We start from the raw sequence: 26,358 nt of genomic DNA, 5'->3' as shown, positions 1-26,358 counted from the left end.
CACATGCCGGAATTGCCAGAAGTAGAAACCACCCGGCGCGGTATTGCGCCACACCTGGAAGGCCAGCGCGTCAGCCGTGTGGTGGTACGCGACCGGCGTCTGCGCTGGCCGATTCCGGAAGACCTCGATGTGCGCCTGTCAGGGCAGCGCATCGTCAGCGTGGAGCGACGTGCCAAGTACCTGTTGATCAATGCCGAAGTGGGTACGCTGATCAGCCACTTGGGCATGTCGGGCAACCTGCGGCTGGTCGAGCTGGGCTTGCCGGCGGCCAAGCATGAGCATGTCGACATCGAGCTGGAGTCCGGGCTGATGCTGCGCTACACCGACCCGCGCCGCTTTGGTGCCATGCTGTGGAGCCTGGACCCTCTGAACCATGAGCTACTGCTGCGCCTGGGGCCTGAGCCGCTGACCGACCTGTTCGATGGTGAACGGCTGTTCCAGCTGTCCCGCGGGCGGTCGATGGCGGTCAAGCCGTTCATCATGGACAACGCGGTGGTGGTAGGGGTGGGCAACATCTACGCCACCGAGGCGTTGTTTGCCGCCGGTATCGACCCACGCCGGGAGGCGGGCGGGATTTCCCGGGCGCGCTACCTGAAGCTGGCGACCGAGATCAAACGGGTGCTGGCGGCGGCCATCGAGCAGGGCGGTACCACCCTGCGCGACTTTATCGGTGGCGACGGGCAGCCGGGGTACTTCCAGCAGGAACTGTTTGTGTACGGGCGTGGCGGGCAGCCGTGCAAGGTATGCGGCACTGAGTTGCGCGAAGTGAAGCTGGGGCAGAGGGCGAGCGTGTACTGCCCGCGCTGCCAACGATGAAACGTTCGCTGCAAACCTGTTGAAGCAAAACCTGAACGTTGGCGCGGTAACTGTGGGAGCGGGCAAGCCTGCGAAGCAGGCGACGCGATGAATGGCACCGGCTACGCCGGTGTTCGCGGCATGCCCGCTCCCACAGGGACCGTGCAGCGAAGGGCAGTGATCAGCCCTTGCCAGTGATCCGGCGATACTTGGCCATCAGCTGTTCTTCGGTTTCCGGGTGCGCTTCATCCAGCGGGATGCAGTCGACCGGGCAGACCTGCTGGCACTGTGGCTCGTCGTAATGACCTACGCACTGGGTGCACAGGTTAGGGTCGATCACGTAGATCTCTTCGCCTTGGGAGATAGCCTCGTTCGGGCACTCGGGTTCGCAGACGTCGCAATTGATGCAATCGTCGGTGATGATCAGGGACATGGGGACTCCGGCCGGGGCTCACAGCCCGGGCATGTTCAACGCAATGGGCACAATTGTGCCGCATTCGCGCCCGCAGTGCACGCGGGCGCGACAATCAGGCGTCAGGCTTACTTCTTGAAGCGTTCAGTCAGTGCGTCGGCCACCACCGGGTGGACGAACTTGCTGATATCACCGCCCAGCGCAGCAATCTCCCGGACCAGGGTCGAGGAAATGAACGAATAGCGCTCCGACGGCGTCAGGAACAGGCTCTCGACATCGGGTGCCAGTTGCCGGTTCATGTTCGCCAGCTGGAACTCGTACTCGAAGTCGGACACCGCACGCAGGCCACGCAGGAAGACGTTGGCGCCCTGTTCCTTGGCGAAATGCGCCAACAGGGAAGAGAAGCCGATGACTTCGACATTGGGCAGGTGCTTGGTGACCTCACGGGCGAGCTCAACCCGTTGCTCCAGGGGGAACAAGGGGTTTTTCTTGGGGCTGGCCGCCACCGCGATGATCACGTGGTCGAATAGCCGCGAAGCGCGCTCGACCAGATCGCCATGGCCTTTGGTAATGGGGTCGAAAGTACCCGGGTACAACACTCGGTTCATCGCGTCATCCTGGCTGGAGTGCGTTGGGGAGTCGGATGGTAGCGCAGCGACGGCGCCCCGGCCAAGTCATGCGGCCGACTGATGGCACTATAGACAGGGGCCATGTTCGTTGTCATGCGCTGTGTGCCAGGCGGCTGACCAGTGCTTCGCTGAGCCTGGCGCTGATGGCATACACCGATAATTGCGGGTTGGCGCCGATGCTGGTGGGGAACAGCGAGCCGTCGTGAATCGACAGGTTTTCCAGCTGGTGATGGCGTCCCAGGCTGTCGCACACCGCCTGACGCGGATCTTCGCCGAGGGCGCAGCCGCCCATCACATGGGCACTGCCCAAGCGCGTGCGGAAGGGCTCCAGGCGCAGTTTGTCGATCATGGTCAGGGCCTGTTCCAGGCGAGAGGCGGCGCTGGCGTCGCTGTGCACTGGGGTTACCTGGGTGGCGCCAGCGGCGAACTGTATGTGCGCCATGCTGCGGTAGGCGCGCCGCAGGCCATCCCGCAGGTAGTCGGTGACCGGGTAATCGAGCACGGGTGAACCATCGCCGCGCAGTTCCACGGCCCCGCCCTGGCTTTCGGGGTGAAAACCATCGCGTAGCAGCGCCAGCATCACATGGGTATGTGGCAGCTCGGCCATGCGCTGGGCACTCTCGTGGCCGTACCCGCCCAGCAGGGTGCTGGCCAGGGCCGGATGCAGCGGCGGTACTTCCAGCTTGTAGCCAACCGGGCCGTCTACGCCGCCTTGCCACTGAAAGTGATCGCTGTAGATCGATTGCGGGGCGCCATGGTAGGGGTCGATACGCTCGCTGAAGCGTGCCGCACTGAAGTTGACCAGGTGCAGGAAGGTTCGCTTGCCCAGGCGACCATGCGGGTCGGGCGCGGCAGAGCGCAGCAGCAGGGCCGGGCTGTTGATACCGCCACCGGCCAGGAGGTAATGACGTGCCCGCACGCCGACCTGCCGGCCAGTAGGGTGTATGCCCTGGGCGTCCAGGGCCTGGCATGTCAGGCTCTGAATGCGTTCGCCGTTGTGGGTGAAGCGCTCGGCCCGCGCCAGGTACAGCAGTTCGCCGCCTTGCTCGAGGGTGGCAGGTATACGGGTCACCAGCATCGATTGTTTGGCATTCACCGGGCAGCCCATGCCGCAGTAGCCCAGGTTCCAGCAGCCGCGCACATTGCGCGGGATCACCCCCCAGCGGTAACCCAGCTGTTCGCAACCCCGGCGCAGCACCTCGTTGTTGGCATTCGGCGGCAAGGCCCAAGGGCTGATGCCCAGTTCCTGCTCCATGCGATCGAACCAGGGGCGCAGTGCATCCTCGCCCAAACCGTTCACACCATGGACCGAGGCCCAGTGCGCCAGGGTTTGCGGCGGGGTACGAAAGCTCGAGGTCCAGTTCACCAGCGTGGTGCCACCCACGGCGCGGCCCTGCAGGATGGTAATGGCGCCATCCTTGCTCATGCGCCCCAGGCCTTCCTGGTACAGGCTTGCGTAGGCTTCACTCTCCAGCAGGTGGAAATCGCCACTGGTTTTCAGGGGGCCTTCTTCGATCAGCAATACCTTGAAACCGGCAGCGCTGAGCATCTGTGCGCTGGTGGCGCCGCCGGCACCGCTGCCGATCACGGCAATGTCGGCCTCCAGAAACAGGTCGTGCTCCAGGCGCGAGGCGTCGTGGGTGATCCAGCCGCGTTCGAGGCCTTGGCGAAACGGGTCGGGGACAGGCATTGGCGATGCTCTTGTTGTTTTCAGATTTTCGGTGGGCCCGGGTAACCGCAGTCTGCCCAGGATTCAGGGCGTTCGTACCAGGCCATTTGCAGCAGTTGCAGCAACGAGGCGTGCCCCATGCGTAGCAGGTTCAGCGAGCTGTCCTGCCAACGCTGCAGGAACGCCGTGACCTGTGTGGCGCCAGCTTGGCCCCAGCTGCCCCAGACGCCGGTCAGCGGGCCGCGAGTCAGCGGCAGGCTGAGCACGTCGAATAATTGCCGGGTGAGCTTGAGCATTTCCGGCGACAACGCCGCCAGCTTGTTGTCGAGGCTGCGCAACACCGGCGCCTCGGTGGCCTGTGTACCGGCCAGGACCACCGGGATCAGCGCACGCAGCAGTGGCAGGTCGTCGTCACGGAGTACCTGAAAGCCGGTCGCGGCTGTTTGCACGCTGCACCCCACCAGGCTGGCACCCGCCAGAAAAGCACTGGCGCCGAGGCTGAAACGCAGCAGGTCGCGGCGGTGCATGGCGCGCCCCTCAGCGGATGAACAGTTTGTAGACCAGGCGCTGCAAGGCTTTGCCATAAGGCGGGTAGATCAGCCGTGCGGCGTTGAAGCGTTGTTTGGCAAGTACCGCCTTGGCCTTGCTGAAGGTGAGGAAGCCGTCATGACCATGGTAGTGGCCCATGCCTGAAGGGCCGATGCCGCCGAAGGGCAGATCGTCCTGGGCAACATGCAGCAAGGTGTCGTTCAGGCACACACCGCCGGAGTGGGTGTGACGCAGCACATGCTCCTGGGTGCGGCGGTCATAGCCAAAGAAGTACAGCGCCAGTGGGCGTGGGCGCTGGTTGATGTAGGCCAAGGCCTGGTCGAGGCCGTCATAAGGCACTAACGGCAATAGCGGGCCGAAGATTTCGTCTTGCATCACCTGCATGCTGTCGTTCACGTCCAGCAGCAAGTGTGGTGGCAGGCGCCGGCCCTGAGGGGCTTCGCCTGGGTACAAGTCGAGTACTTGCGCGCCTTTGGCGCGGGCATCGTCCAGCAGGTGCTGCAAGCGCTGCAACTGGCGCGGGTTGATGATGGCGGTGTAGTCGGGGTTGTCGGCAATACGCGGGTACAGGCGGTGCACGGCGCGCTGGTAGGCGTCGCTGAAGGCGGGCAGCCGTTCGCGCGGCACCAGTACGTAGTCGGGGGCGACACAGGTTTGGCCGGCGTTGAGGGTCTTGCCGAAGGCGATGCGCTCGGCGGCGCTGTCCAGCGGCACATCCTCAGAAACAATAGCGGGGGATTTGCCACCCAGCTCCAGGGTGACCGGGGTCAGGTTGTGTGCGGCAGCCTGCATCACCTGGCGGCCCACGCTGGTGGCACCGGTGAACAGCAGGTGATCGAACGGCAGGCGGGCGAAGGCCTGGCCCACCTCGACCTCACCGAGCACAACGCTGACCAGGTCTGTGGGGAACACACGCTCGAGCAGTTGCTGTAGGGCCAGGCCAGTCGCGGGCGTGGCCTCGCTAAGCTTGAGCATGACCCGGTTGCCGGCGGCCAGGGCGCAGGTCAACGGGCCGATGGCGAGGAACAGCGGGTAGTTCCACGGCACCATGATGCCGACCACGCCCAAGGGTTGATAGCGCACCTGTGCACTGGCCGGCTGGAACGCCAGGCCGACGCGGCGTCGGCGGGTGCGCATCCAGCTTTGCAAGTGCTTTTCGGCGTGGCGCAGGCCCTGTACCGACGGTAGCAGTTCGGCCAGCAAGGTCTCATCGGCGCTGCGCCCGGCAAAATCCTGGCTGATGGCTTCGATCAGTTCTGCCTGGCTGCTCAGCAAGGCTTCACGCAGGCTTTTCAGCCACTGGCGTCGCTGCGCCGCTGGTGGCAGCGGGTTACCGGCAAAGGCCTGGCGCTGGGCCGCGAACGTCGTTGCGAGGTCGAGGTCGAATTGCAGAGGGGGCAAGGCACTGGGCGAGTTCATGGTGGTGTCGAGTCCGGGCCGGGGTTGCCTAGAGCCTATACTCTAATTTGTACCATGGTGCGAATTTTTCCATGCCGCTCAACGGTGCATTCCATCTGTAATACGCCGTAAGATAAACCTTTGATGAAAGCCCGCAGACTGGGAGCTGAGCATGGCCCCGCGCATGAAGACCCGAGAGCGCATCGTGCAGAACAGCCTGGAGCTGTTCAACCAGCAGGGCGAACGCAGCGTCAGTACCAACCACATTGCCGCGCACATGGAAATCTCGCCCGGCAACCTGTATTACCACTTCCCCAACAAGCAGGCGATCATTGCCCTGTTGTTCAGCCAGTACGAAGCGCTGGTGGACAGCTTTCTGCGCCCGCCGCAGGGCCGCGCGGCAACCGTGGAAGACAAGCGCTTCTACCTCAAGGCCTTGCTGGCGGCGATGTGGAACTACCGCTTCCTGCACCGTGACCTGGAGCATCTGCTGGACAGCGACGCCGAACTGGCCGCCCGTTACCGGCGTTTTTCCGAACGCTGCCTGCGCCAGGGCCAGGCGATCTACCGCGGCTTCGTCGAGGCAGGGATCCTGGCCATGGTGCCGGCGCAGATCGAATCGCTGACCATCAATGCCTGGATCGTGCTGACATCATGGGTACGTTTTCTCAGCACCACGCGTGAACATTCCGCGCACTTGGGTGAAGAAGCCTTCAAGCGCGGCGTCTATCAGGTGTTGGTGCTGGAGCTCGGTTTCGTCACCGACAATGCCCGTCCTGCCGTGGACGCGCTGTGTCAGGAATTCCATGTACCGTTCAACCAGGCTCTGGAGCACTAGCACAGGGCCCTAGTGCCATCGATCAGGAGATTGTCATGCCCCTTGCGCAATTGATCACCCCGCAGCAGTTGGCCGAGCGTCTGGGCTCGCCCAAGTTGGTGATCCTCGACTGCCGCTTTGCCCTCGAGGATGTGGACTATGGCCAGCGCAGCTATGCCCAGGGGCATATTGAGGGGGCGCATTTTGCCGACCTGGACCGGGATCTCAGCGGGCCGGTGAGCAAGGGGCGCACCGGGCGCCACCCGCTGCCCGATGCCCAGCGGCTGGTCGAGCGCCTGCGAGAGTGGGGCCTGAACAACGACAGCGAGGTGGTGCTGTACGACGACGGCCCCGGCGCCTTTGCCGCTCGCGCCTGGTGGCTGCTGGTCTGGCTGGGCAAGCGCAGCGGTGTGGCGATTCTGGACGGTGGCCTGAAGGCCTGGCACGCGGCGCACCTGCCGTTGAGCCTGGACCCGCCGCCCAAACGTGAGGGCACTTTCAGTGGTGAACCTGACGCGAAGCTGCTGATCGATGCCGACCATCTGGGCAAGCGCCTTGGTAGTGCAGACCTGACCTTGATCGATGCGCGTGCCTTGCCGCGTTTTCGCGGTGAAGTGGAGCCGATCGACCCGGTGGCAGGGCATATTCCCGGGGCCCAGTGCGCGGCGTTTACCGACAACCTGGGGGCTGACGGGCGTTTTTTGCCGGCGGATCAGCTAAAGCAGCGTTTTGCCGAAAAGCTGGGTGGACGGGCGCCGGAGCAGTTGGTGTCTTATTGCGGGTCTGGGGTAACCGCTTGCCATAACCTGTTTGCAATGGCCCTGGCGGGGTACCCGCTGGGCAAGCTGTATGCGGGGTCGTGGAGCGAGTGGATCAACAACCCGCAGCATGCTGTGGCCACCGGCGAGTAAGCAGATCGGGTTAAATCTCTGTGGGAGCGCGCAGCCTTTACGCATTCGAGCGCTAGCTGCCGTCCACCAGCCACTGCGGAATCCGTCGTTCCAGGTAGTACCCCGGATTTCGCAGGCTGCCATCGACAAAGCCCACATGCCCACCGCGGTCATGCAGTTCGAAGCGGGTTTGTGGTGACAGTTCACGGGCCGTCGGCAGGCTGTGGCTGGACACGAAGGGGTCATCGCTGGAATGGATGATCAGCGTTGGCGTGCGGTTCTGGCCAAGGAAGAAGTGGCTGGATGAGCGACGATAGTAGTCGTGCGCATCGCGAAAGCCATTGAGCGGTGCAGTGACTTTACCGTCGAAGTCCCAGAATGTGCGCAAGTTGGTGAGTTGGCCCAGGCGCTCCAGTGTCGCCAGCTGTTCATGCTGGCCCTGGTCGTGGAAGTGCCGCTGCTTGAGCTGAACATACGCCAGCATCTCGCGCATGAAATGCGCCTGATACACCTTGGAGAACCCTTGGCCGATACGGTCGGCACAGTGGTCCAGGCGAAAGGGCACCGAAACTGCAGCCGCTGCCTCCAGTTGGCTGGCGACGCCGCTCTCACCCAAGTATTTCAACAATACATTGCCACCCAGCGAATAACCCACTGCATACAGCGGCGCCAGCGGGCGCTGGGCGCGAAGATGGCTGACAATTTCCGCCAGGTCTTCGCTGGCGCCGGAATGGTAGCTGCGCGGCAACAGGTTGGGCTCGCCTGAACAACCCCGCCAGTTCACTGCCACGCTGGCCCAGCCGCGACCTTGCAGCGCTTGCTGCAAGCCTTTCACGTAGGGCGAGTGAGACGAGCCGGTCAGCCCATGCAGCACCAGTACCAGTGGCGCATGGGGTTGGTGCGGGCCATGCCAGTCCAGGTCGATGAAGTCGCCGTCAGCCAGCCACAGTCGTTCGCGGTCACGCTGCAGCTCAGGCAGCTTGCGCCAGAGTGGCCCCCACAAGGTCTGCAGGTGGGGATTGGACAGGCCGATGGCCGGACGGAATGTGGCGTTGGGGCTGGGCATGCTGGGTGGCTCATGATGTGCCTTGCTAGCTTGCCACGAAACAGCGCCACAGTACCTGCGCCATTGGTGGGAGTGAAGGTGCAGCTCCAAGCATGGCACAGGTGGGGTGTGGCAACCCATTACACCCCACCCGGCGGGTAATCAGCCCCGCTGCCAGAGTGCGTAGTGCACCTGGCCGGTCTTCTTCTCGCGGTGCAGGCGCCAGTTGCCTGGCAGTTGTAAGGTCGAGGGTGCCGCTTCGCTTTCGGTGTAGACCCAAGCCTGCTCGCTCAGCCACTGATGCTGCTCCAGCATGTTGCAGGTGTTGGCCAGCAGGTCCTGGTGGAACGGCGGGTCGAGGAACACGACATCGAACTGCTGCTTGGCCGGGCCTTGCAGGTAGCGCAGGGCGTCGGTTTGCAGAATTTGCCCGCGGGGACAGCGCAGGATTTCGAGGTTGTTCTTCAGGTTGGCGATGGCCGCAGGGTTGCTGTCCAGCGCCACGGCATCCTCGGCCCCACGGGACAGGGCTTCGAGCACCAAGGCACCGCTGCCGGTGAAGGCGTCCAGCACGCGGGCGCCCTCGATGTAGGGTGCCAGCCAGTTGAATACGGTTTCCCGTACGCGGTCAGGCGTTGGCCGCAGGCCTTCGCCTTCCGGCACCGCCAGGCGGCGGCTGCGCCACTCGCCGGCGATGATGCGCAGGTGGCCCTGGCCCTTGCTTTGGCCCGCTTGCGGGCGGGCGGGAGGGGTGGATCTTGGCATTAGTGCTCCGGTACCCCGAGCGGTTGCTCGGAGGGCTTGTCAGTGGGTGCTGGCAGCGGTTTTTGTGGCACTTTCGGGCCAACGGTGACGATCACCAGTTTATCGGCTGACAGGTGTTTGTTCATGGCTGCCTTGACCTGTTCGACGGTAAGGGCCTGGGACTGTTGCATGAAGTCCTCTAGCCAGGTCAGTGGCAAGTTGTAGAAGCCGATCGCGCCCAATTGGCCGACGATGCTGGCATTGCTGGCATTGGACAGCGGGAAGCTGCCGGCCAGCTCGCGCTTGGCATCGTCCAGTTCCTGTTGGGTAGGGCCCGTCTTCAGGTAGTCGGCGAGAATGCCTTGCACCAGCTTGAGCGTACCTTCGCTGAGCTCGGCACGGGTTTGCAGGTTGATCATGAACGGGCCGCGTACCTGCATCGGGCTGAATACCGAGTAAACGCCGTAGGTCAGGCCACGCTTCTCTCGCACCTCGCTCATCAGCCGGGTACCGAAGGCGCCACCACCAAGGATCTGGTTGCCCAGCGACAGGGCTGGCCAGTCCGGGTCCTGGCGGTCGATCCCCAGTTCGGCCAGCATCAGGTGGGTCTGCTTGGACGGGAAGTCGATGTGGGTCAGGCCGGCCTTGGCGTCTGTGGGTTGGGCCGGTGCGGCCAGCGCAGGGCCCTTGGGCAGGCCAGCCGACACCTGGGCGGCGATGGCTTCGGCCTCTGCACGGCTGAGGTCGCCGACCAGGGCGATTACCGCATTGCCGCCGGTATAGGCCTTGGCGTGGAACGCGCGCAGCTGGGCAAGGCTTATGCCCGTGATGCTCTCTGCGGTGCCGTCGCTTGGGTGGGCGTAGGGGTGGTCGCCATAGAGCTTGCCGAAAAGGGCCTTGCCGGCGATCTTGCCGGGGTTTTGCTTCTCATATTCGAAGCCAGCCAGCATCTGGTTCTTGATGCGCTTGAGGGCATCCTCGGGGAATGTTGGCTTGCCCGCCACCTCTGTAAACAGTTTGAGGGCCGGTTCGCGCTTGTCCTTGGTACTGAGGCTGCGCAGCGATGCGACGGCCATGTCGCGGTAGGAACCGTTGCCAAAGTCTGCGCCCAGGCCTTCGAAGCCCTCGGCGATGGCGGTGACGTCCTTGCCGGCCACGCCCTCGTTGAGCATGGCGTTGGTCAGAGCGGCCAGGCCTGGCGTGCCGCCGTCCTGGCTGCTGCCGGCAGCGAAGGTGACGCGCAGGTCGAACATGGGCAGTTCGCGGGCCTCGACGAACAGCACCCGGGCACCTTCGGCGGTGTTCCAGTGCTGGATGTTCAGCTGACGCCGACTGGGTGCCTTGCCATTCAGTTCGGCCAGCGACTGCAAGGTGTTGGCCGGGCGGGCTGCGCTGCTGTCGGCCTTGGCAGCGTTATCGGCCATGGCCGGAGCGGCCAGCACTGCCGCCAGCGCCATGGCACGAATGCCCGTGGCCAGCAGGGTTGGGCGTGGTGCGCGGCGATCACTCATGGGCGGACTCCTCGGGCAGTACATGGGCAACGCTCAGGCGTTCGCGGGTGAAGTAGGTGCGCGCGGCGTTCTGGATGTCCTGCGGGGTGACGCGCTTGAGCTCGTCCAGTTCGCTGTCGATCAGCTTCCAGGACAGGCCGACGGTTTCCAGCTGGCCGATGGTGGTGGCCTGGCTGCTGATGGAGTCGCGGTCGTAGACCAGGCCGGCGATGACCTGGGCGCGTACGCGTTCCAGCTCTTCGGCGCTGGGCGGCGTGCTCTTGAGTTCTTCAAGCAGCTGCCAGATGCCTTTCTCGACGTCGGCGAGGGTTTTCTGCTTCTGCACATTCGGCGTCGCCGAGATCAGGAACAGGCTGTCGCCGCGGGTGAAGGCGTTGTAGCTGGACGACGCGCCGGCCACCAGTTCCTGGCCACGCTCCAGGCGGGCCGGCATGCGGGCGCTGTAGCCGCCGTCGAGCAGTGCCGAGATCAGACGCAGGGCATGTACCGTCCGAGGGTCCTTGGCGGTGGGCAGACCGGGCACGTTGAAGCCGTAGATCAGGCTTGGCAGCTGGGTTCGCACGTGCAGGGTCAACTGGCGCCAACCAGGTTCGGCCAGCTCCAGAGGCAGCTTGGCTGGCGGTACGGCGCGTTTGGGAATATTGCCGAAATACTTCTGCGCCAGGCCCTTGACCTCGTCGGCGGTGACATCACCGACCACCACCAGGGTGGCGTTGTTGGGGGCGTACCAGGACTCGTACCAGTGGCGCAGTTCCTCAACTTTCATGCGCTCCAGGTCGGCCATCCAGCCAATGGTCGGCGTGTGGTAGCCGCTGGCCGGGTAGGCCATGGCGCGGAACAGCTCGAATGCCTTGGCATTGGGCTGGTCGTCGGTGCGCAGGCGGCGTTCTTCCTTGATGACCTCGATTTCGCGGCTGAACTCGTCGGCAGGCAGGCGCAGGCTGGCAAGGCGGTCCGCCTCCAGTTCCAGGGCTACTGGCAGGCGGTCGCGGGCCAGCACTTGGTAATAGGCGGTGTAGTCGTCGCTGGTGAAGGCGTTTTCATCGGCGCCGAGGTCACGCAGAATGCGCGAGGCCTCGCCGGGGCCGACCTTGGCGCTGCCCTTGAACATCATGTGTTCCAGCGCATGGGACAAGCCGGTCTGGCCCGGGGTCTCGTAGCTGGAGCCGACCTTGTACCAAATCTGCGAGACCACCACCGGGGCGCGATGGTCTTCGCGGACCACGACCTTCAGGCCATTGTCGAGGATGAATTCGTGGGTGGGTTGCACATCGGCGGCAAAGGCCGCGAGCGGCAGGCAGAGCGTGCCGAGCAACAGGCCAGCGGCGCGGCGGGCTAGAGCGTTCATACGGTGTTTAACCTGTTCGGCGGCCCGCTGGGTTTAGCGTCGGCGGGCCAGGAGGTGCTAGGATACTGATCCGGTTGCCTGGCGACCATGCCTGTCGCCGTTCTGGCCCACAGGACACTAAGTCAAAACGTTGCGCATGAACCAGCCGGCTTCAAGATAGTCTGTTCTGCGTAGAGAGAATTCCCGATTGGCCATAGCTGGCCTATCGCTACCCTGAGATAGCCGTCTTCCATGTTTGGTTCCAACGACGACAAAAAAGCGCCGGCCGAGGCTGGTGAGAAGAAAGGCCTGTTCAGCTGGTTTCGCAAGAAGCCGCAGCCACCTGCGGGAGCGGGCGTGCCCGCGCATGAGCCCCCCGTTGTCGAGCAGTCTGCAGCCGCTCCGGTCGAGGGATCTGCCGCCGAAGCGCCACAGGCCCCCGAACCCGTTCAGGCCCCTGCTGCCCCACAGCTGGCTGAGCCGCAGCCGGTCGCCGCACCGGCCCGGCCCCCGGTAGTCGAGGCCCCCGTCCCTGAACCGGTTGCGTCGCAGCCGTTGCAGGCGCCTGAGCCAGAGCCGGTCGCATCCCAGCCGCTGGTGGCACCTGCACCGCAGCCGGTTGCGTCCATGCCCTTGCAGGCGGCCCCTGTTGAGTCTGCCCCTGTCGAGGCCGCAGCGCCGGTCAGCAACCTGGTGCTACCGGTTGCCGAAGAGCCCGTGGCCCTGGTGCCGGACCTGGAGCCGAAGGCACCGCCCGCAATCCCGGAACGCGCGGCACCCGCCCCTGTTGCTGCACCCGTCGAACAGGCCAAGCCCGGCTTCTTCGCGCGCCTTAAGCAAGGCCTGTCCAAGACCAGTGCCAGCATCGGCGAGGGCATGGCCAGCCTGTTCCTCGGCAAGAAGGTCATCGACGACGACCTGCTCGACGAAATCGAGACGCGCCTGCTGACTGCCGACGTGGGTGTGGAGGCTACCTCGGCCATTGTCCAGAACCTGACCCAGAAGGTCGCGCGCAAGCAGTTGGCCGATGCCGATGCCCTGTACAAATCGTTGCAGGAAGAACTGGCTGCGCTGCTGCGCCCGGTCGAGCAGCCACTGAACGTACAGGCCCAGAACAAACCCTATGTGATCCTTGTGGTTGGCGTGAACGGCGCCGGCAAGACCACCACCATTGGCAAGCTGGCGAAAAAGCTGCAACTGGAAGGCAAGAAGGTCATGCTGGCTGCCGGTGATACCTTCCGCGCCGCCGCGGTCGAGCAGTTGCAGGTGTGGGGCGAGCGTAACCAGATTCCGGTGATCGCCCAGCACACGGGTGCCGACTCTGCTTCGGTCATCTTCGATGCCGTGCAGGCCGCCAAGGCCCGTGGCGTCGACGTGCTGATCGCCGACACTGCAGGCCGCCTGCACACCAAAGACAACCTGATGGAAGAGCTGAAGAAGGTCCGCCGGGTCATCGGCAAGCTCGACGTTGAGGCGCCGCACGAGGTGCTGCTGGTGCTTGACGCCGGCACCGGCCAGAACGCCATCAGTCAGGCCAAGTACTTCAACCAGAGCGTCGAGCTGACCGGCCTGGCCCTGACCAAGCTGGACGGCACGGCCAAGGGCGGGGTGATCTTCGCCCTGGCCAAGCAGTTCAACATCCCGATCCGTTTCATCGGCGTCGGTGAAGGCATCGACGACCTGCGTACCTTCGAAGCCGAGCCGTTCGTCAAGGCTCTGTTCGCCGAGCGAGATTGACCATGATCCGATTCGAGCAGGTTGCCAAGCGCTATCCCAACGGTCATGTGGGGTTGCATGAGCTGAGTTTCCGGGCGCGCCGGGGCGAATTCCTGTTCGTCACCGGCCACTCGGGCGCAGGCAAGAGCACCCTGCTGCGCCTGTTGCTGGCCATGGAGCGCCCGACCAGCGGCAAGCTGATGCTGGCAGGGCAGGACCTGGGCCAGATCAGCAATGCGCAAATTCCGTTCCTGCGCCGGCAAATCGGCGTGGTGTTCCAGAACCACCAGTTGTTGTTCGACCGCACCGTGTTCAACAACATTGCCTTGCCGTTGCAGATTCTCGGCCTGTCCAAGGTCGAGATCGCCAAGCGCGTGGACTCGGCGCTGGAGCGCGTGTCGCTGTCCGACAAGGGCGAGCTGTTCCCGGCCGACCTTTCCACCGGGCAGCAGCAGCGGGTGGGTATCGCCCGCGCCATCGTTCACCAGCCGGCTCTGCTGCTGGCCGACGAACCCACCGGTAACCTCGACCCGCGCCTGGCTGCAGAGATCATGGGCGTGTTCGAGGACATCAACCGCCTGGGCACGACGGTATTGATCGCCAGCCACGACCTGGCACTGATCGCGCGCATGCGCCACCGCATGCTGACCTTGCAACGCGGCCGCTTGATCGGCGATGGGGAGGCCGGGCAATGAACACTACACGCACGCCGAAGGTTTCCGAGCGGGTCGCACCGAAACCGGCCGATCCGCAACCTGCGAAGAAAAAGCGCGGTGAAGACGATGATGGCCCGGACTTCCGCACCCTGCTGCATGCCTGGCTGGAAAGCCACCGTGCCAGCTTGGCCGACAGCCTGCGCCGCCTGGGCAAGCAGCCGATCGGCAGCTTCTTCACTTGCCTGGTCATGGCCGTGGCGCTGAGCATGCCGATGGGCCTGTCCTTGTTGCTGAAGAACGTCGAGCAGCTGGGCGGTTCGTGGCAGCGCGCTGCGCAGATTTCGCTGTACCTCAAGCTTGATGCCGGCAGCCGCGATGGCGAAGCGCTGCGCGACGAGATCAAGGGCATGCCTGGCGTGGCGGACGCCCAGTATGTCAGCCGCGAGCAGGCCCTGGAGGAGTTCCAGCAGCAGTCCGGCCTGGGCGAGGCCTTGCGCGAACTGCCAGACAACCCACTGCCGGGTGTGGTGGTGGTAACCCCGACCGAGGTCGACAAGCCGGCCCTGGACGCCTTGCGTCAGCGCCTGGCGGAGCTGCCGCGGGTGGACGTGGCGCAACTGGACCTGGTCTGGGTCGAGCGCCTGGCAGCCATCCTCAAGCTGGGTGATCGCTTCGTCTTCGGCCTGGCCGTGATGCTGATTTCTGCCCTGCTGTTAGTAATCGGTAACACAATTCGTCTACACATTGAAAACCGTCGTATCGAGATCGAAGTGATCAAGCTGGTCGGCGGCACTGACGCCTACGTGCGCCGGCCGTTCCTGTACATGGGCGCCCTGTATGGCCTGGGCGCAGGCCTGCTGGCGTGGGGTATCCTGGCGTTTGGCCTGAACTGGCTGAACGAGGCGGTGGTAGGGCTTTCCGGGCTGTATGGCAGTGACTTCGCCCTGGGCGGCGTTCCGGCTTCCGATGGTCTGTCGCTCTTGATCGGAGCAGTGTTGTTGGGGTATATCGGTGCATGGATTGCAGTCGCCCGCCACTTGAACGAGCTGGCGCCGCGATAGTGTTTACGTGCCAGCATTGACATTTTCTTCACTGCGGAACTTGTACCGTCGTTCCAGGTCAATGTTGGCAGCGCCCACAAGGTGCGAGTTTTGTAAGTCGGAGGTTCTTGAATGACCACATCGTTGCAACCTGCCTATGCCCTGGTACCCGGTGCAAACCTGGAAGCCTATGTGCACACGGTCAACAGCATCCCGCTGCTGACGGTCGAGCAGGAGCGTGATCTGGGCGAGCGTCTCTATTATGAGCAGGATGTCGAGGCCGCTCGTCAGATGGTGATGGCCCACCTGCGTTTCGTCGTACATATCGCCCGTAGTTATGCCGGCTACGGGTTGGCCCAGGCTGACCTGATCCAGGAAGGCAATGTCGGCCTGATGAAAGCCGTCAAGCGCTTCAACCCTGAAATGGGTGTGCGCCTGGTGTCGTTCGCTGTGCACTGGATCAAGGCAGAGATCCACGAGTTCATTCTGCGCAACTGGCGCATCGTCAAAGTGGCTACCACCAAGGCTCAGCGCAAGCTGTTCTTCAACCTGCGTAGCCAGAAGAAGCGCCTGGCGTGGCTGAACAACGACGAAGTGCATCGCGTGGCGGAAAGCCTTGGCGTCGAGCCGCGCGAAGTGCGCGAGATGGAAAGCCGCCTCAGCGGCCAGGACATGGCCTTCGATCCGGCAGCGGAAGCTGACGACGACAGCGCCTTCCAGTCGCCTGCGCATTACCTGGAAGACCACCGTTACGATCCGGCGGTGCAGTTGGAGGATGCCGACTGGAGTGACAATTCCACCAGCAACCTGCACGAAGCGCTGCAAGGTCTGGACGAGCGTAGCCGCGACATTCTCTATCAGCGTTGGCTGGCGGAAGAGAAGGCCACGCTGCATGAACTGGCAGACAAGTACAGCGTATCGGCTGAGCGTATTCGCCAGCTGGAGAAGAATGCGATGAACAAGGTCAAGGCACTGATCGCTGCCTGATCGAGTCTGGGTTGTAAAGAAAAGCCGCTGGCCCTATGGGGTGAGCGGCTTTTTTGTTTGTGCTGGCTTTGCCGGCCTCTTCGCGGGTAAACCCGCTCCTACAGGGGATGCGGTTGCCTGTACGCGCGGGTTTGCCCGCGAGGAGGCCGGGGATGCGGTTGCCCGTAGGCGCGGGTTTGCCCGTGAGGAGTCTGGGGATGCGGTTGCCCGTAGGCGCGGGTTTGCCCGCGAGGAGGCCGGGCACGCGGTTGCCCGTAGGAGCGGGTTTACCCGCGAAAGGGCCGGGCCTGCATTCAAAGCTTTCTGGATGAGTCCAGCTGCATCAGGTAGCTGGGCCCGCCCAGCTGGCTCATCTGCCGGCGAATCCAGCCGGCCCGGCTGGCCACGTAGGCACTCGGCCGGCTGGCACTCCATTTGATGGGGCTAGGCAGCACCGCAGCCAGCTGCGCCGCCTGCTGGCGGCTGAGCCGGCTGGCGTCGACACCAAAGTGATAACGCGCCGCCGCCTGGGCACCAAACACGCCCTTGCCCCACTCGGCGCTGTTCAAATAGACCTCGAGAATCCGCTCCTTCGACCAGAACAGCTCAATCAGTGCGGTGAACCAGGCCTCCAGCCCCTTGCGAAACCAGCTGCGGCCTGACCACAGAAACAGGTTTTTGGCCACTTGTTGGGTCAGGGTGCTGGCGCCGCGAATGTTGCCACCGCGCTCGTTGTGGGCCAACGCCGCCTGAATGGCCGGGAGGTCGAAGCCCCAGTGGTTGGCGAACTTCTGGTCCTCGCCAGCAATGACTGCAACCTTGAGCTCATCGGAGATGTTCTCCCATGGCTCCCAGTCGCGCTGCAGGTCGATCGGTTCACCATTCACCCAAGACTGTACCTTGCGCTCGACCATCAGCGCCGTGCCGGGCGGTGGTACCCAGCGGAACACCAGCACCAGCACGATGCTGCCGGCAACGAACCAGAGCAGGGCGCGGGAGAGGCGACGGATAAGCGTTGACAGCATGTCGATGGCTTGGCCCTAAGGGTGGAAGGGGCCATTATACAGACCCGATACAAGGAGTCGTCCCATGCTTCGCAGCTTCCTGATGCTTGCCGCCTTTTTTGGCTTTACCGGTGTCGCCCTGGGCGCCTTCGCCGCTCATGGCCTGAAAAACCGGCTGACGGCTGACTACCTGGCAATCTTCCATACCGGCGTGACTTACCAACTGGTCCATGCCTTGGCGATCTTCGGCGTTGCGGTGCTCTCGGCGCACCTGCCCGGGCGCCTGGTCGGGTGGGCTGGCGGCCTGTTTGCGTTGGGCATCGTGCTGTTCTCCGGCAGCCTGTACCTGCTGACCCTCAGTGGCCTTGGCAAGCTTGGCATCATCACCCCGATGGGTGGCTTGTGCTTCCTTGTCGGCTGGCTGTGCCTGGGCCTGGCAGCCTGGCGGCTGGGCTGACCGAGTGGTCCACAATCACGACTAATGGCGCGCACCGCCCTTGGGTTGCAGGGCGGTTCGGCGCTAGAATGCTGGCCCCAAAGAACAATGGTGGCCGTGCGCATGCGCATTAAATTGAACGGTGAACCTTACGAACTGCCTGCCGGCGAAAGCGTTGCAGCCCTGCTGGCGCGCCTGGAACTGACCGGGCGCCGTGTTGCAGTGGAACTGAACCTGGATATCGTGCCGCGTAGCCAGCACGACAGCACGCTGCTGAATGACGGCGACCAGGTCGAAGTGGTCCACGCCATCGGTGGCGGCTGACAGCAGCCCGGCGGTTCACAAGCAAGCCCTGCAACCTTTTCCCGAGGAACAACGATGAGCAACGTTCGTAGCGACAAGCCCTTCACCCTGGCCGGGCGTACTTTCCAGTCGCGCCTGCTGGTCGGTACCGGCAAGTACCGTGACATGGAAGAAACCCGCCTGGCCACCGAGGCCTCGGGTGCCGAAATCGTCACTGTCGCTGTGCGCCGCACCAACCTTGGCCAGAACGCGGGCGAGCCGAACCTGCTCGATGTACTGTCGCCCGACAAGTACACCATCCTGCCGAACACTGCAGGCTGCTTTGACGCGGTGGAAGCGGTACGCACTTGCCGTCTGGCCCGCGAACTGCTCGATGGGCGCAAATCGCACGAGTCCCGGACGCTGGTGAAGCTGGAAGTGCTGGCCGACCAGAAAACCCTGTTCCCCAACGTGATCGAAACCCTCAAGGCCGCCGAAGTGCTGGTCAAGGAAGGTTTCGATGTCATGGTCTACACCAGCGACGACCCGATCATCGCCCGTCAGCTGGCCGAAGTCGGCTGTATTGCGGTCATGCCGTTGGCTGGCCTGATTGGCACCGGCCTGGGTATCTGCAACCCCTACAACCTGCAGATCATCCTGGAAGAATCCAAGGTGCCGGTGCTGGTCGATGCTGGCGTGGGTACCGCATCCGACGCCACCATCGCCATGGAAATGGGCTGTGAGGCAGTGCTGATGAACTCGGCCATCGCCCACGCCCAGCAGCCGGTGCTGATGGCTGAGGCCATGAAACACGCCATTGTCGCAGGTCGCATGGCCTACCTGGCCGGCCGTATGCCGAAGAAACTCTATGCCAGCGCCTCTTCGCCGCTGGATGGTCTGATCAAGTAAGAGCAACTGATGACTGAATCGCACGATACGCCGATCACCCCCGACGGCGAAGCCCGCCCACACCGCCGCATCAAGAGCTTCGTGATGCGTGCCGGGCGCATGACCGAAGGCCAGCAACGCGGCCTGGACCAAGGCGGCCCGCTGTACATCCTGCCACTGGCTGACAGCCCGGTGGACTACGACCAGGTGTTCGGCCGTTCGGCCCCGCGCACCTTGGAGATCGGCTTCGGCATGGGCCATTCCCTGCTGGAAATGGCCGCTGCCGCACCTGAGCAGGATTTCATCGGTGTGGAAGTGCACCGCCCGGGTGTTGGCGCGCTGCTCAATGGCGTGCTGACCCAGGGGCTGAAAAACCTGCGGGTGTATGACTGCGATGCTATCGAAGTGCTGAACCGCTGCGTGGCGGATAACAGCCTTGATCGCCTGATGCTGTTCTTCCCAGACCCATGGCACAAGGCGCGTCACCACAAGCGCCGCATCGTCCAGCTGGAGTTCGCCGAGCTGGTACGTCGCAAGCTCAAGCCTGGTGGTGTGTTCCACATGGCCACCGATTGGGAGCCGTATGCCGAGTACATGCTGGAAGTGATGAGCGCAGCTCCTGGCTATCGCAACCGTGCGGCAGACGGCACCTATGTGCCGCGCCCCGAAGAGCGCCCGATCACCAAGTTCGAACGCCGCGGTGAGCGGCTGGGGCACGGGGTGTGGGACTTGAAGTTCGAGAAGGTCGATTGAGCGGCTGATACGGCTTCTCGATGTGCCGATGCTTGCAGGAATGCAGGCGAAAAAACCGCCTTGAGAAGGGCGGTTTTTTCTTTGTAGGAGCGGGTTCACCCGCGAATACGGTAGTGGCGGCAACGGTGAACGGCGGGTGGAGATTGGCCAGCAGGGCCGGCCCTTTCGCGGGTGAACCCGCTCCTACAAGGGCCCGGGGCCATTGGCTCAGCCTCGGCGATCCGCCACCACGCCAATCAATACCAGCACCACCAGCAACACAGGCGCCAACGCATAGTTGTTGAACTGGCTGAGCCCCTTCACCACCCACGGTGTGGCATAGATCAGCGCAGCACCGCTGCCGATCATGACCATCAGCGCCATGAACGGCACGCGCAGGGCGCCCGCGAGGCCGCCCAGGCGCTGCTCGGCCCAGGCTTTGACATCGGTGCCGAACAGCACCAGCAGGCAGCCTACCAAAGCCAGTGAAATCTCCGACAGGTTGCTGCGGCTCCAGCGGGAAACCGTCGCGAGCAGATCAAGTACCAGATCCATGGGTCATCCTTAGGTCAAGAAATACTGCAGCAGGTCATTGAGGAACAACTGGCCCCTCGGCGTGGCTACCAGTCGATCCGGTTCGACCTGCAAAAGGCCCTTTTGTTCGGCGGCGCGGCGTGCTTCCTGCAGCTGTGACAGTGGCAAGCCGGTGCGTTGGGTGAACAGTTCGGCTTCCACGCCATCGGTCAGGCGCAGGGCGTTCATCAGGAACTCGAACGGCAGTTCATCGACTGGCAGCAGCTTCTCGCCGGCCTTGAACGGCTTGGCCAGGTTCAGGTAATCCTTGGGCAGGCGGGTCTTCCAGGTACGCAGGATGCGCCCGTCGGCAAAGGTGAGCTTGCCGTGAGCGCCAGCGCCAATGCCGATGAAGTCACCGAAGCGCCAGTAGTTGAGGTTGTGGCGGGCGGCGCGGCCTGCCTGGGCGTAGGCCGATACCTCGTACTGGCGGTAGCCGTGCTCGGCCATCAGCGCTTGGCCGGCTTCCTGAATATCCCAGAGGATATCGTCTTCGGGCAGCTCTGGCGGCTGGTTCCAGAACACCGTGTTCGGCTCCACGGTCAGCTGATACCACGACAGGTGTGTCGGCCCCAGATCGATGGCCTGGCGCAGGTCACCCAGCGCGTCGTCCAGCGACTGGTCGGGCAGGCCGTGCATCAGGTCCATGTTGAAATTGTCGAAACCGGCCGCGCGCGCCATGTCGGCGGCCCGCACCGCTTCGTCGCCATTGTGGATGCGCCCCAGTGCCTCCAGCTTGGCTGGCTGGAAGCTCTGCACGCCGATCGAAAGACGGTTGATACCGGTCTGCCGGTAGGCCTTGAACTTGTCCTGCTCGAAGGTGCCCGGGTTGGCTTCGAGGGTGATCTCGATGTCTGGCGCGAACGGAATACGTTGCTCTATGCCACGCAGTAGCCGGCCAAGGGCGTTGGCACTGAACAGGCTTGGCGTACCGCCACCGAAGAAGATCGAGCTGATCGGGCGACCTTGTACGGCAGCCAGTTCCTGGTCGAGGTCGTCGAGCAGGGCTGTGACGTAGGCATCTTCCGGTAGTTCAGGCCCGGCTGCGTGGGAGTTGAAGTCGCAATAAGGGCATTTGCGTACGCACCACGGAATGTGGATGTACAGCGCCAGCGGCGGCAGGCTGCTAAAGCCTGACGCGCCGGGGGGCGACAGCATTTCGATCATGCCAGGCCCAGACGTTTGCGCAGCAGGGCCATGGCACGGGCGCGGTGGCTGAGCTGGTTCTTGTCTGCTGGGGCTAGATCGGCGCTGGAGCAGTTGCGCTCCGGTACCCAGAACAGCGGGTCGTAGCCAAAGCCCTGCTCGCCGCTGGCCTCGAACAGGATGCGCCCGTGCCACAGGCCTTCGCACAGGATCGGCAATGGGTCGTCGGCGTGGCGCACCAGCGCCAGAACGCAGACGAACTGTGCACTGCGCTCAGCTTCAGGCACGTCTTTCAAGGCTTCGAGCAGCTTGGCATTGTTTGCCGCGTCACCTTTGCCGTCGGCATAACGCGCCGAGTAGATGCCCGGCGCGCCGCCGAGGAAGTCCACTGCCAGGCCAGAGTCATCGGCCAGGGCCGGCAGGCCGGAAATGCGGGCGGCGTTGCGCGCCTTGAGGATGGCGTTCTCGACGAACGACAGGCCGGTTTCTTCCGGCTCCACCTGGCTGAACTCACCAATCGAGCGCAGTTGCACGGAATGGCCGAGCATGGCCTGGAGTTCCTTCAGTTTGCCGGCATTGTGGCTGGCCAATACGAGTTGCTGGAAATTCATCATTCGCCTGGGAACACTTCCTGGTTGAAGCTGAGAGAGTTGCTGATGCCGCCGGTTTCGATGGTCAGGTCGAAGGTGACGGTTTCTGGTTGTTCGATCTTGAACTGGGCGATGTAGTACACCGCGCCCGGTTCGGTAATCTGCGTGAACGACAGCGGGCTGATGCGCCCGGTCAGGTCTCTGACCTTACCGCTGACCAGTGCTGGGGTGGGCTTGCCGGCCTTGAGTACGGCAATGTTGAGCACGCCCTGGTTCTTGCTGCGAACCAGGCCGGTGGCCGCGGCCACCTCGGGTGTGAGCATGCTCGAGGTGAATGCGCTGTAGTGCACCGTCACGTCGCCAAATACCTCCTTGCGCTCGGGGCGTGCGGCATCGGCAGCCAATACTGGCAGGGCCAGGCACAGGCTGATCAGGAACAGGGCTAGGCGACGCATGGTGCGATTCCTCCGGTGGGCGTCAGACCGCGAGCTGATGCTCTTGCAGGCCCGGACTGCTGACGCGGTAGATGCCGATCTCACCTAGAAGATTAGGCCATAGCCGGCCACCCCACCCGTTGCGGTGCAAGTGGTCGACCGCCAGGCGGTCGAGTACCTTGGCTCGGCGTTCGTGCACAAGTTCTTCGAAGTCGGCGAAGGTGCAGAAGTGGATGTTCGGCGTGTTGTACCAGGTATACGGCATGAAGTCCGATACCGGCATGCGGCCTTTGGTCGCCAGGTACCAGCGGCAGCGCCAGTGGCCGAAGTTCGGGAAGGTGATGATGCACTGACGGCCCACTCGCAGCATTTCGTCGAGGATGCGGTCGGGGTATTCCACGGCCTGCAGGGCTTGGGTCATGATCACCACGTCGAAGCTGTTGCTGGCGAAGTTGCCCAGGCCTTTGTCCAGGTCCTGTTCGATGACGTTGACGCCCTTGGCCACGCAGGCGGCGATATTGTCGGCGTCGATTTCCAGGCCGTAGCCGGTGACCTGTTTGCGGTCACGCAGCGAGGCCAGCAGTTCGCCGCTACCGCAGCCCAGGTCGAGTACCCGGCTGCCGGCGGGGATCCAGTCGTGGATGATTTCCAGATCGGCTCTCATGCTGTCCTCAGATGGCAATGCGGTTCATGTAGTTCGAGAAACCCTGCATGTAGCGAGGTGTGGGGATCAGGAAGGCATCGTGCCCGTAGGGCGAATCGATCTCCAGGTAGCAGACGTTCTTGCGCGCGGCCATCAGCGCGTCGACGATCTCGCGCGAACGGGCCGGAGAAAAGCGCCAGTCGGTGGTGAACGACATGATGCAGTAGTCTGCCTTGACGTGGGCCAGGGTGGCGGCCAGATCACCACCGTGCGTGGCGGCCGGGTCGAAATAGTCCAGTGCCTTGGTCATCAGCAGGTAGGTGTTGGCGTCGAAACGGCCGGAAAACTCCTCGCCCTGATAGCGCAGGTAGCTTTCGACCTGGAACTCGACGCTGTGGAAGTCGTAGTTGAGCTTGTCGCTTTTCAGCTCTCGGCCGAATTTTTCACCCATCGAATCATCGGACAGATAGGTAATGTGGCCGACCATGCGTGCCAGCATCAGGCCGCGCTTGGGGATCACGCCCTGGTCCTGGAACGAGCCTCCATGGAACTCGGGGTCGGTAAGAATGGCCTGACGCGCCACCTCGTTGAAGGCGATGTTCTGCGCCGACAGCTTGGGTGCCGAGGCGATGTCGACGCAGTGGCGTACGCGTTCGGGGTAGGTCATCGTCCATTGCAGCGCCTGCATGCCACCCAGGCTACCGCCGACGATAGCTGCCCACTGCTGGATGCCCAGGCGGTCGGCCAGCCGTGCCTGGCTGTGCACCCAGTCTTCCACTGTCAATACCGGGAACTCGGCGCCATACGGTTTACCGGTGGCTGGGTTGACACTGCTGGGGCCGGTGCTGCCGTTGCAGCCGCCGAGGTTGTTCAGGCTGACCACGAAGAAGCGGTTGGTATCGATCGGTTTTCCGGGGCCGATGCAGCTGTCCCACCAGCCCGGCTTGCGGTCGGTGGCGGCATGGTAGCCAGCGGCATGGTGGTGGCCGGACAGGGCATGGCAGATCAGCACGGCGTTGCTCGCGCTGGCGTTCAGGGTGCCATAGGTCTCGTAGACCAGTTCGTAACTGGCCAGTGAACGGCCACAGGCCAGTGCCAGCGGTTCATCGAACCGGGCGGTTTGCGGTACTACCAGACCGACGGAATCTTCGGGAAAGACAGTTGACATCGACCCTGCTCACGCTTGACGGAGGCGTAAGTCTAAAGAGCGCTACCCCCAGCGGCAAGCAAAGGCTTGCGACTGGGGGCACGCTGGCTCTGGCGAGCCTCAGATCATTCGCCACAGCTCTTGAGGCATGCCCGCGTAGGCGGCCAGCGGAGGCATGACAAACGACTGGATCACCTGGATCGCCAGGAAGGCGAAGATCGGCGAGATGTCCATGCCGCCCAGGTTTGGCACCAGGCGGCGGAACGGCGCCAGCACGGGCTCGCTGATCTGGTAGGCCAGTTCGGCCGCCGGGTTGTGGCTGTTGGGGGCAACCCAGGAAACGATCACCATGACGATCATCGCCACCCAGAAAATCTTCAGGAACAGCGAGGTGATGCCGATGAGCGCCCACATCAGCAGGTGCAGGACGTCGCCGAAGGTACCGTAGGTGACCATCAGCACAAAGCCCATCAGCAAGGCCTGGATGACCACCGCCAGCAGTAGCGACGAGGTATCCAGCCCGCCAACGCTAGGGATGATCCGGCGGATCGGCTTGAGCAGCGGTTGGGTGGCACGAACGGCGAACTGGCACAGCGGGTTGTAGAAGTTGGCCTTGACCAGTTGCAGCACGAAGCGCAGCAGGACGATGACCAGGTAAAGGCTGACCAGGGTTTGCACCACGAAAATCGCGGCGCCTGACAGTGCATTCATCTAAAGCTCCTTATTTGCCCAGTTGTTCGGCCAGCTCGGCGGAGCGCGTGGCTGCAGCCTGCAGCGCCTGCTCGACGATGGCTTCGAAGCCGCTGGCCTGGAACGACTTGATCGCCGCTTCCGTGGTGCCGGCGGGCGAAGTGACGCGGCGGCGCAGTTCAGCGGCATCGACATCGCTTGCAACTGCCATGCGCGCGGCGCCCAGGGCCGTCTGCAAGGTCAGTTGGGAGGCCGTTTCGCGTGGCAGGCCGAGTTTTTCGCCTGCCGCGGTCATGGCCTCGATCAGCAGGAAGAAGTACGCCGGGCCACTGCCGGACACAGCTGTCACGGCGTCCAGTTGCTGTTCCTGCTCCAGCCACAGGGCGGTGCCCACGGCCGACAGCAGTTGTTCGGCCTGCTGACGCTGTTCGCCGGACACTTCAGCGGTGGCGTACAGGCCGCTCACGCCTTGGCGCAGCAATGCCGGGGTGTTGGGCATGCAGCGCACCACCGGGCGAGCGCCCACCCAGCTTTGCAGGCTGGCGCACGTGATGCCGGCGGCGATTGAAACGATCAGCTGGCCATCCTGCAGGTTGGGTTGCAGTGCCTGACATACGGTTTTCATGACTTGTGGCTTGACCGCCAGCACGATGACGTCAGCGCCATCGATGGCCTGGGCGTTGTCCTCGAAGGCTTCAATGCCGTGCTCGGCCTGGATGCGACTGCGGGTCTCGGCGCCCGGGTCGCTGGCGCGGATCTGCGAGGCGTCCAGGCCCTGGGCACGCAGACCACCGATCAGGCTGGCGGCCATGTTGCCGGCGCCGATAAAGGCAATACGTGTCTTGCTCATGTCAGGTCCTTGTGGAAAAGAGTGAGTGAAGCATGGAATCAGGTGTTGCCGTAGTCGCGGGCGCCGAACAGGGCCGTGCCAATTCGTACCCACGTCGCGCCCTGGGCGATAGCCGCTTCCAGGTCGTGGCTCATGCCCATGGACAGGGTGTCCAGGCCAAACCCCAGGCCTTCCTGCAACTTGCGCAGGCTGGCGAAGGCGGCCTCCTGGGTGGCGCGGTCTTCGGTGGGTTCCGGGATTGCCATCAGCCCGCGCAGGCGCAGGTTGGGCAGTGCGGCTACGGCTTTGGCCAACGCGGGTAGGTCGGCCGGGGTGCAGCCGGATTTACTGTCTTCGCCGCTGACGTTTACCTGCAGGCAGATGTTCAGCGGCGCCAACCCGGCAGGGCGCTGTTCCGACAGGCGTTGGGCAATTTTCAGGCGGTCCACGGAATGCACCCAGTCGAAATGCTCGGCGATGGCTTTGGTCTTGTTCGACTGAATGGGGCCGATGAAGTGCCAGATCAAGGGCAAGTCGCTGAGGGCCTGCTGCTTTGTCAGTGCTTCCTGTAGGTAATTCTCCCCGAAGTCGCGCACACCGGCGGCATGGATCTCGCGGATAGCGCTGGCGGGCTTGGTCTTGCTCACGGCCAGCAACTGGACGCTGGCCGGATCACGCCCGACTGCCTGGGCAGCACTGGCGATACGGGCGGAAATCGCGGAAAGGTTGTCTGCTAGGGTGGACATGGATCGATGCCGGCAGCTGTAGGGTCTGCGGCATTCTACCTGCTTGAAGGCCTT

General features: G+C 63.7%; 28 protein-coding genes and 2 pseudogenes. 11 read left to right on the top strand and 19 right to left on the bottom strand.

Annotated features, from left to right (window positions below; translation table 11 throughout):
• Positions 1-3 precede the first annotated feature (3 nt).
• Entirely contained in the window at positions 4-816 is an 813-nt protein-coding gene (mutM, locus tag KW568_RS27390) for a bifunctional DNA-formamidopyrimidine glycosylase/DNA-(apurinic or apyrimidinic site) lyase (protein WP_004575471.1), read from the top strand.
• A 160-nt stretch (positions 817-976) separates the two neighbouring features.
• Here mutM and KW568_RS27385 read toward each other — a convergent pair whose 3' ends face one another.
• From KW568_RS27385 to KW568_RS27365, 5 genes are all read right to left on the bottom strand, one after another.
• Positions 977-1,228: a YfhL family 4Fe-4S dicluster ferredoxin gene (locus KW568_RS27385; RefSeq protein ID WP_003249063.1), complete on the bottom strand. Its 252-nt coding sequence runs from the start codon at positions 1,226-1,228 to the stop codon at positions 977-979.
• A 107-nt stretch (positions 1,229-1,335) separates the two neighbouring features.
• A complete protein-coding gene (gene coaD / locus KW568_RS27380) occupies positions 1,336-1,815 on the bottom strand; it encodes a pantetheine-phosphate adenylyltransferase (protein ID WP_003249065.1) in 480 nt (159 codons plus the stop codon).
• A 112-nt stretch (positions 1,816-1,927) separates the two neighbouring features.
• Positions 1,928-3,526, bottom strand: a complete 1,599-nt coding sequence (locus tag KW568_RS27375) for a GMC family oxidoreductase (RefSeq protein WP_004575472.1) — start codon at positions 3,524-3,526, stop codon at positions 1,928-1,930.
• Between the two features lie 20 nt (positions 3,527-3,546).
• Entirely contained in the window at positions 3,547-4,032 is a 486-nt protein-coding gene (locus KW568_RS27370; RefSeq protein WP_004575473.1) for a hypothetical protein, read from the bottom strand.
• Positions 4,033-4,042: 10 nt separating this feature from the next.
• Positions 4,043-5,473, bottom strand: coding sequence for a coniferyl aldehyde dehydrogenase (locus KW568_RS27365; protein WP_004575474.1), 1,431 nt, complete (start codon positions 5,471-5,473; stop codon positions 4,043-4,045).
• Positions 5,474-5,624: 151 nt separating this feature from the next.
• Between KW568_RS27365 and KW568_RS27360 the strand changes: the two genes are divergently transcribed.
• Positions 5,625-6,290 (top strand): TetR/AcrR family transcriptional regulator, encoded by a 666-nt coding sequence (locus tag KW568_RS27360; RefSeq protein ID WP_003249070.1) that lies wholly within the window; start codon positions 5,625-5,627, stop codon positions 6,288-6,290.
• Positions 6,291-6,325: 35 nt separating this feature from the next.
• Positions 6,326-7,180, top strand: a complete 855-nt coding sequence (locus KW568_RS27355; protein WP_003249071.1) for a sulfurtransferase — start codon at positions 6,326-6,328, stop codon at positions 7,178-7,180.
• A 52-nt stretch (positions 7,181-7,232) separates the two neighbouring features.
• Here the strand turns inward: KW568_RS27355 and KW568_RS27350 are convergent, their stop codons facing one another.
• The 4 genes and pseudogenes from KW568_RS27350 to KW568_RS27335 all read right to left on the bottom strand — a co-directional run bounded on the left by KW568_RS27350 (position 7,233) and on the right by KW568_RS27335 (position 11,807).
• Positions 7,233-8,225 (bottom strand): hydrolase, encoded by a 993-nt coding sequence (locus KW568_RS27350; RefSeq protein ID WP_003249073.1) that lies wholly within the window; start codon positions 8,223-8,225, stop codon positions 7,233-7,235.
• Between the two features lie 141 nt (positions 8,226-8,366).
• Positions 8,367-8,969, bottom strand: a complete 603-nt coding sequence (gene rsmD, locus KW568_RS27345; protein ID WP_003249075.1) for a 16S rRNA (guanine(966)-N(2))-methyltransferase RsmD — start codon at positions 8,967-8,969, stop codon at positions 8,367-8,369.
• Positions 8,969-10,321, bottom strand: a pseudogene (locus tag KW568_RS27340) (M16 family metallopeptidase); the annotation flags it as partial. The pseudogene KW568_RS27340 and the gene rsmD, both read right to left, overlap by 1 nt.
• 130 nt (positions 10,322-10,451) lie before the next feature.
• Entirely contained in the window at positions 10,452-11,807 is a 1,356-nt protein-coding gene (locus KW568_RS27335; protein ID WP_004575476.1) for a pitrilysin family protein, read from the bottom strand.
• A gap of 231 nt (positions 11,808-12,038) precedes the next feature.
• On the opposite strand from KW568_RS27335, the gene ftsY reads away from it, so the two are divergent.
• The 4 genes from ftsY to rpoH all read left to right on the top strand — a co-directional run bounded on the left by ftsY (position 12,039) and on the right by rpoH (position 16,185).
• The gene (gene ftsY / locus KW568_RS27330) at positions 12,039-13,523 is read left to right on the top strand and encodes a signal recognition particle-docking protein FtsY (RefSeq protein ID WP_004575477.1); all 1,485 of its coding nucleotides are present in this window, start codon (positions 12,039-12,041) and stop codon (positions 13,521-13,523) included.
• A 2-nt stretch (positions 13,524-13,525) separates the two neighbouring features.
• Positions 13,526-14,197: a cell division ATP-binding protein FtsE gene (gene ftsE / locus KW568_RS27325; protein WP_003249079.1), complete on the top strand. Its 672-nt coding sequence runs from the start codon at positions 13,526-13,528 to the stop codon at positions 14,195-14,197.
• Positions 14,194-15,219: a permease-like cell division protein FtsX gene (gene ftsX, locus KW568_RS27320; RefSeq protein ID WP_003249081.1), complete on the top strand. Its 1,026-nt coding sequence runs from the start codon at positions 14,194-14,196 to the stop codon at positions 15,217-15,219. The genes ftsE and ftsX overlap by 4 nt, the downstream gene beginning before the upstream one ends.
• A gap of 111 nt (positions 15,220-15,330) precedes the next feature.
• A complete protein-coding gene (gene rpoH, locus KW568_RS27315) occupies positions 15,331-16,185 on the top strand; it encodes an RNA polymerase sigma factor RpoH (RefSeq protein WP_003249083.1) in 855 nt (284 codons plus the stop codon).
• Between the two features lie 293 nt (positions 16,186-16,478).
• Here rpoH and mtgA read toward each other — a convergent pair.
• A pseudogene (mtgA, locus tag KW568_RS27310) lies at positions 16,479-17,224 on the bottom strand (monofunctional biosynthetic peptidoglycan transglycosylase).
• 29 nt (positions 17,225-17,253) lie between these two features.
• Between mtgA and KW568_RS27305 the strand changes: the two are divergent.
• The 4 genes from KW568_RS27305 (at position 17,254) to trmB (ending at position 19,527) form a co-directional block, all read left to right on the top strand.
• A complete protein-coding gene (locus KW568_RS27305; protein WP_003249087.1) occupies positions 17,254-17,625 on the top strand; it encodes a DUF423 domain-containing protein in 372 nt (123 codons plus the stop codon).
• 102 nt (positions 17,626-17,727) lie between these two features.
• Positions 17,728-17,928: a sulfur carrier protein ThiS gene (gene thiS, locus KW568_RS27300; RefSeq protein WP_003249090.1), complete on the top strand. Its 201-nt coding sequence runs from the start codon at positions 17,728-17,730 to the stop codon at positions 17,926-17,928.
• A gap of 54 nt (positions 17,929-17,982) precedes the next feature.
• On the top strand, positions 17,983-18,795 hold the full coding sequence (locus tag KW568_RS27295) for a thiazole synthase (protein WP_003249091.1): 813 nt from the start codon (positions 17,983-17,985) through the stop codon (positions 18,793-18,795).
• Positions 18,796-18,804: 9 nt separating this feature from the next.
• The gene (trmB, locus tag KW568_RS27290; protein ID WP_004575478.1) at positions 18,805-19,527 is read left to right on the top strand and encodes a tRNA (guanosine(46)-N7)-methyltransferase TrmB; all 723 of its coding nucleotides are present in this window, start codon (positions 18,805-18,807) and stop codon (positions 19,525-19,527) included.
• A gap of 207 nt (positions 19,528-19,734) precedes the next feature.
• Here trmB and KW568_RS27285 read toward each other — a convergent pair whose 3' ends face one another.
• The 9 genes from KW568_RS27285 to KW568_RS27245 form a co-directional block, all read right to left on the bottom strand.
• Complete coding sequence (locus KW568_RS27285) at positions 19,735-20,061, bottom strand: DUF3392 domain-containing protein (protein WP_003249095.1); 327 nt, start codon at positions 20,059-20,061, stop codon at positions 19,735-19,737.
• 9 nt (positions 20,062-20,070) lie between these two features.
• On the bottom strand, positions 20,071-21,246 hold the full coding sequence (gene hemW, locus KW568_RS27280) for a radical SAM family heme chaperone HemW (RefSeq protein ID WP_004575479.1): 1,176 nt from the start codon (positions 21,244-21,246) through the stop codon (positions 20,071-20,073).
• Positions 21,243-21,839 (bottom strand): RdgB/HAM1 family non-canonical purine NTP pyrophosphatase, encoded by a 597-nt coding sequence (gene rdgB, locus KW568_RS27275; protein WP_004575480.1) that lies wholly within the window; start codon positions 21,837-21,839, stop codon positions 21,243-21,245. The genes hemW and rdgB overlap by 4 nt, the downstream gene beginning before the upstream one ends.
• Positions 21,836-22,270 carry a DUF4426 domain-containing protein gene (locus tag KW568_RS27270; RefSeq protein ID WP_004575481.1) on the bottom strand — a complete coding sequence of 145 codons (435 nt, stop codon included), beginning with the start codon at positions 22,268-22,270 and terminating at the stop codon, positions 21,836-21,838. Before KW568_RS27270 ends, rdgB begins: the two co-directional genes overlap by 4 nt.
• 22 nt (positions 22,271-22,292) lie before the next feature.
• Complete coding sequence (gene metW, locus KW568_RS27265) at positions 22,293-22,913, bottom strand: methionine biosynthesis protein MetW (RefSeq protein ID WP_003249106.1); 621 nt, start codon at positions 22,911-22,913, stop codon at positions 22,293-22,295.
• Between the two features lie 7 nt (positions 22,914-22,920).
• A complete protein-coding gene (locus KW568_RS27260; RefSeq protein WP_003249108.1) occupies positions 22,921-24,060 on the bottom strand; it encodes a homoserine O-acetyltransferase in 1,140 nt (379 codons plus the stop codon).
• Between the two features lie 99 nt (positions 24,061-24,159).
• On the bottom strand, positions 24,160-24,750 hold the full coding sequence (locus KW568_RS27255; protein WP_004575482.1) for a YggT family protein: 591 nt from the start codon (positions 24,748-24,750) through the stop codon (positions 24,160-24,162).
• A gap of 10 nt (positions 24,751-24,760) precedes the next feature.
• Positions 24,761-25,579 carry a pyrroline-5-carboxylate reductase gene (proC, locus tag KW568_RS27250; protein ID WP_004575483.1) on the bottom strand — a complete coding sequence of 273 codons (819 nt, stop codon included), beginning with the start codon at positions 25,577-25,579 and terminating at the stop codon, positions 24,761-24,763.
• 38 nt (positions 25,580-25,617) lie between these two features.
• Entirely contained in the window at positions 25,618-26,304 is a 687-nt protein-coding gene (locus KW568_RS27245) for a YggS family pyridoxal phosphate-dependent enzyme (RefSeq protein ID WP_004575484.1), read from the bottom strand.
• Positions 26,305-26,358 lie beyond the last annotated feature (54 nt).

Source organism: Pseudomonas sp. HD6515 (assembly GCF_024971855.1).
Lineage (GTDB): Bacteria > Pseudomonadota > Gammaproteobacteria > Pseudomonadales > Pseudomonadaceae > Aquipseudomonas > Aquipseudomonas alloputida.
Note: the sequence above shows the minus strand (reverse complement) of the source record. Positions and strands in the feature narration are given on the sequence as shown.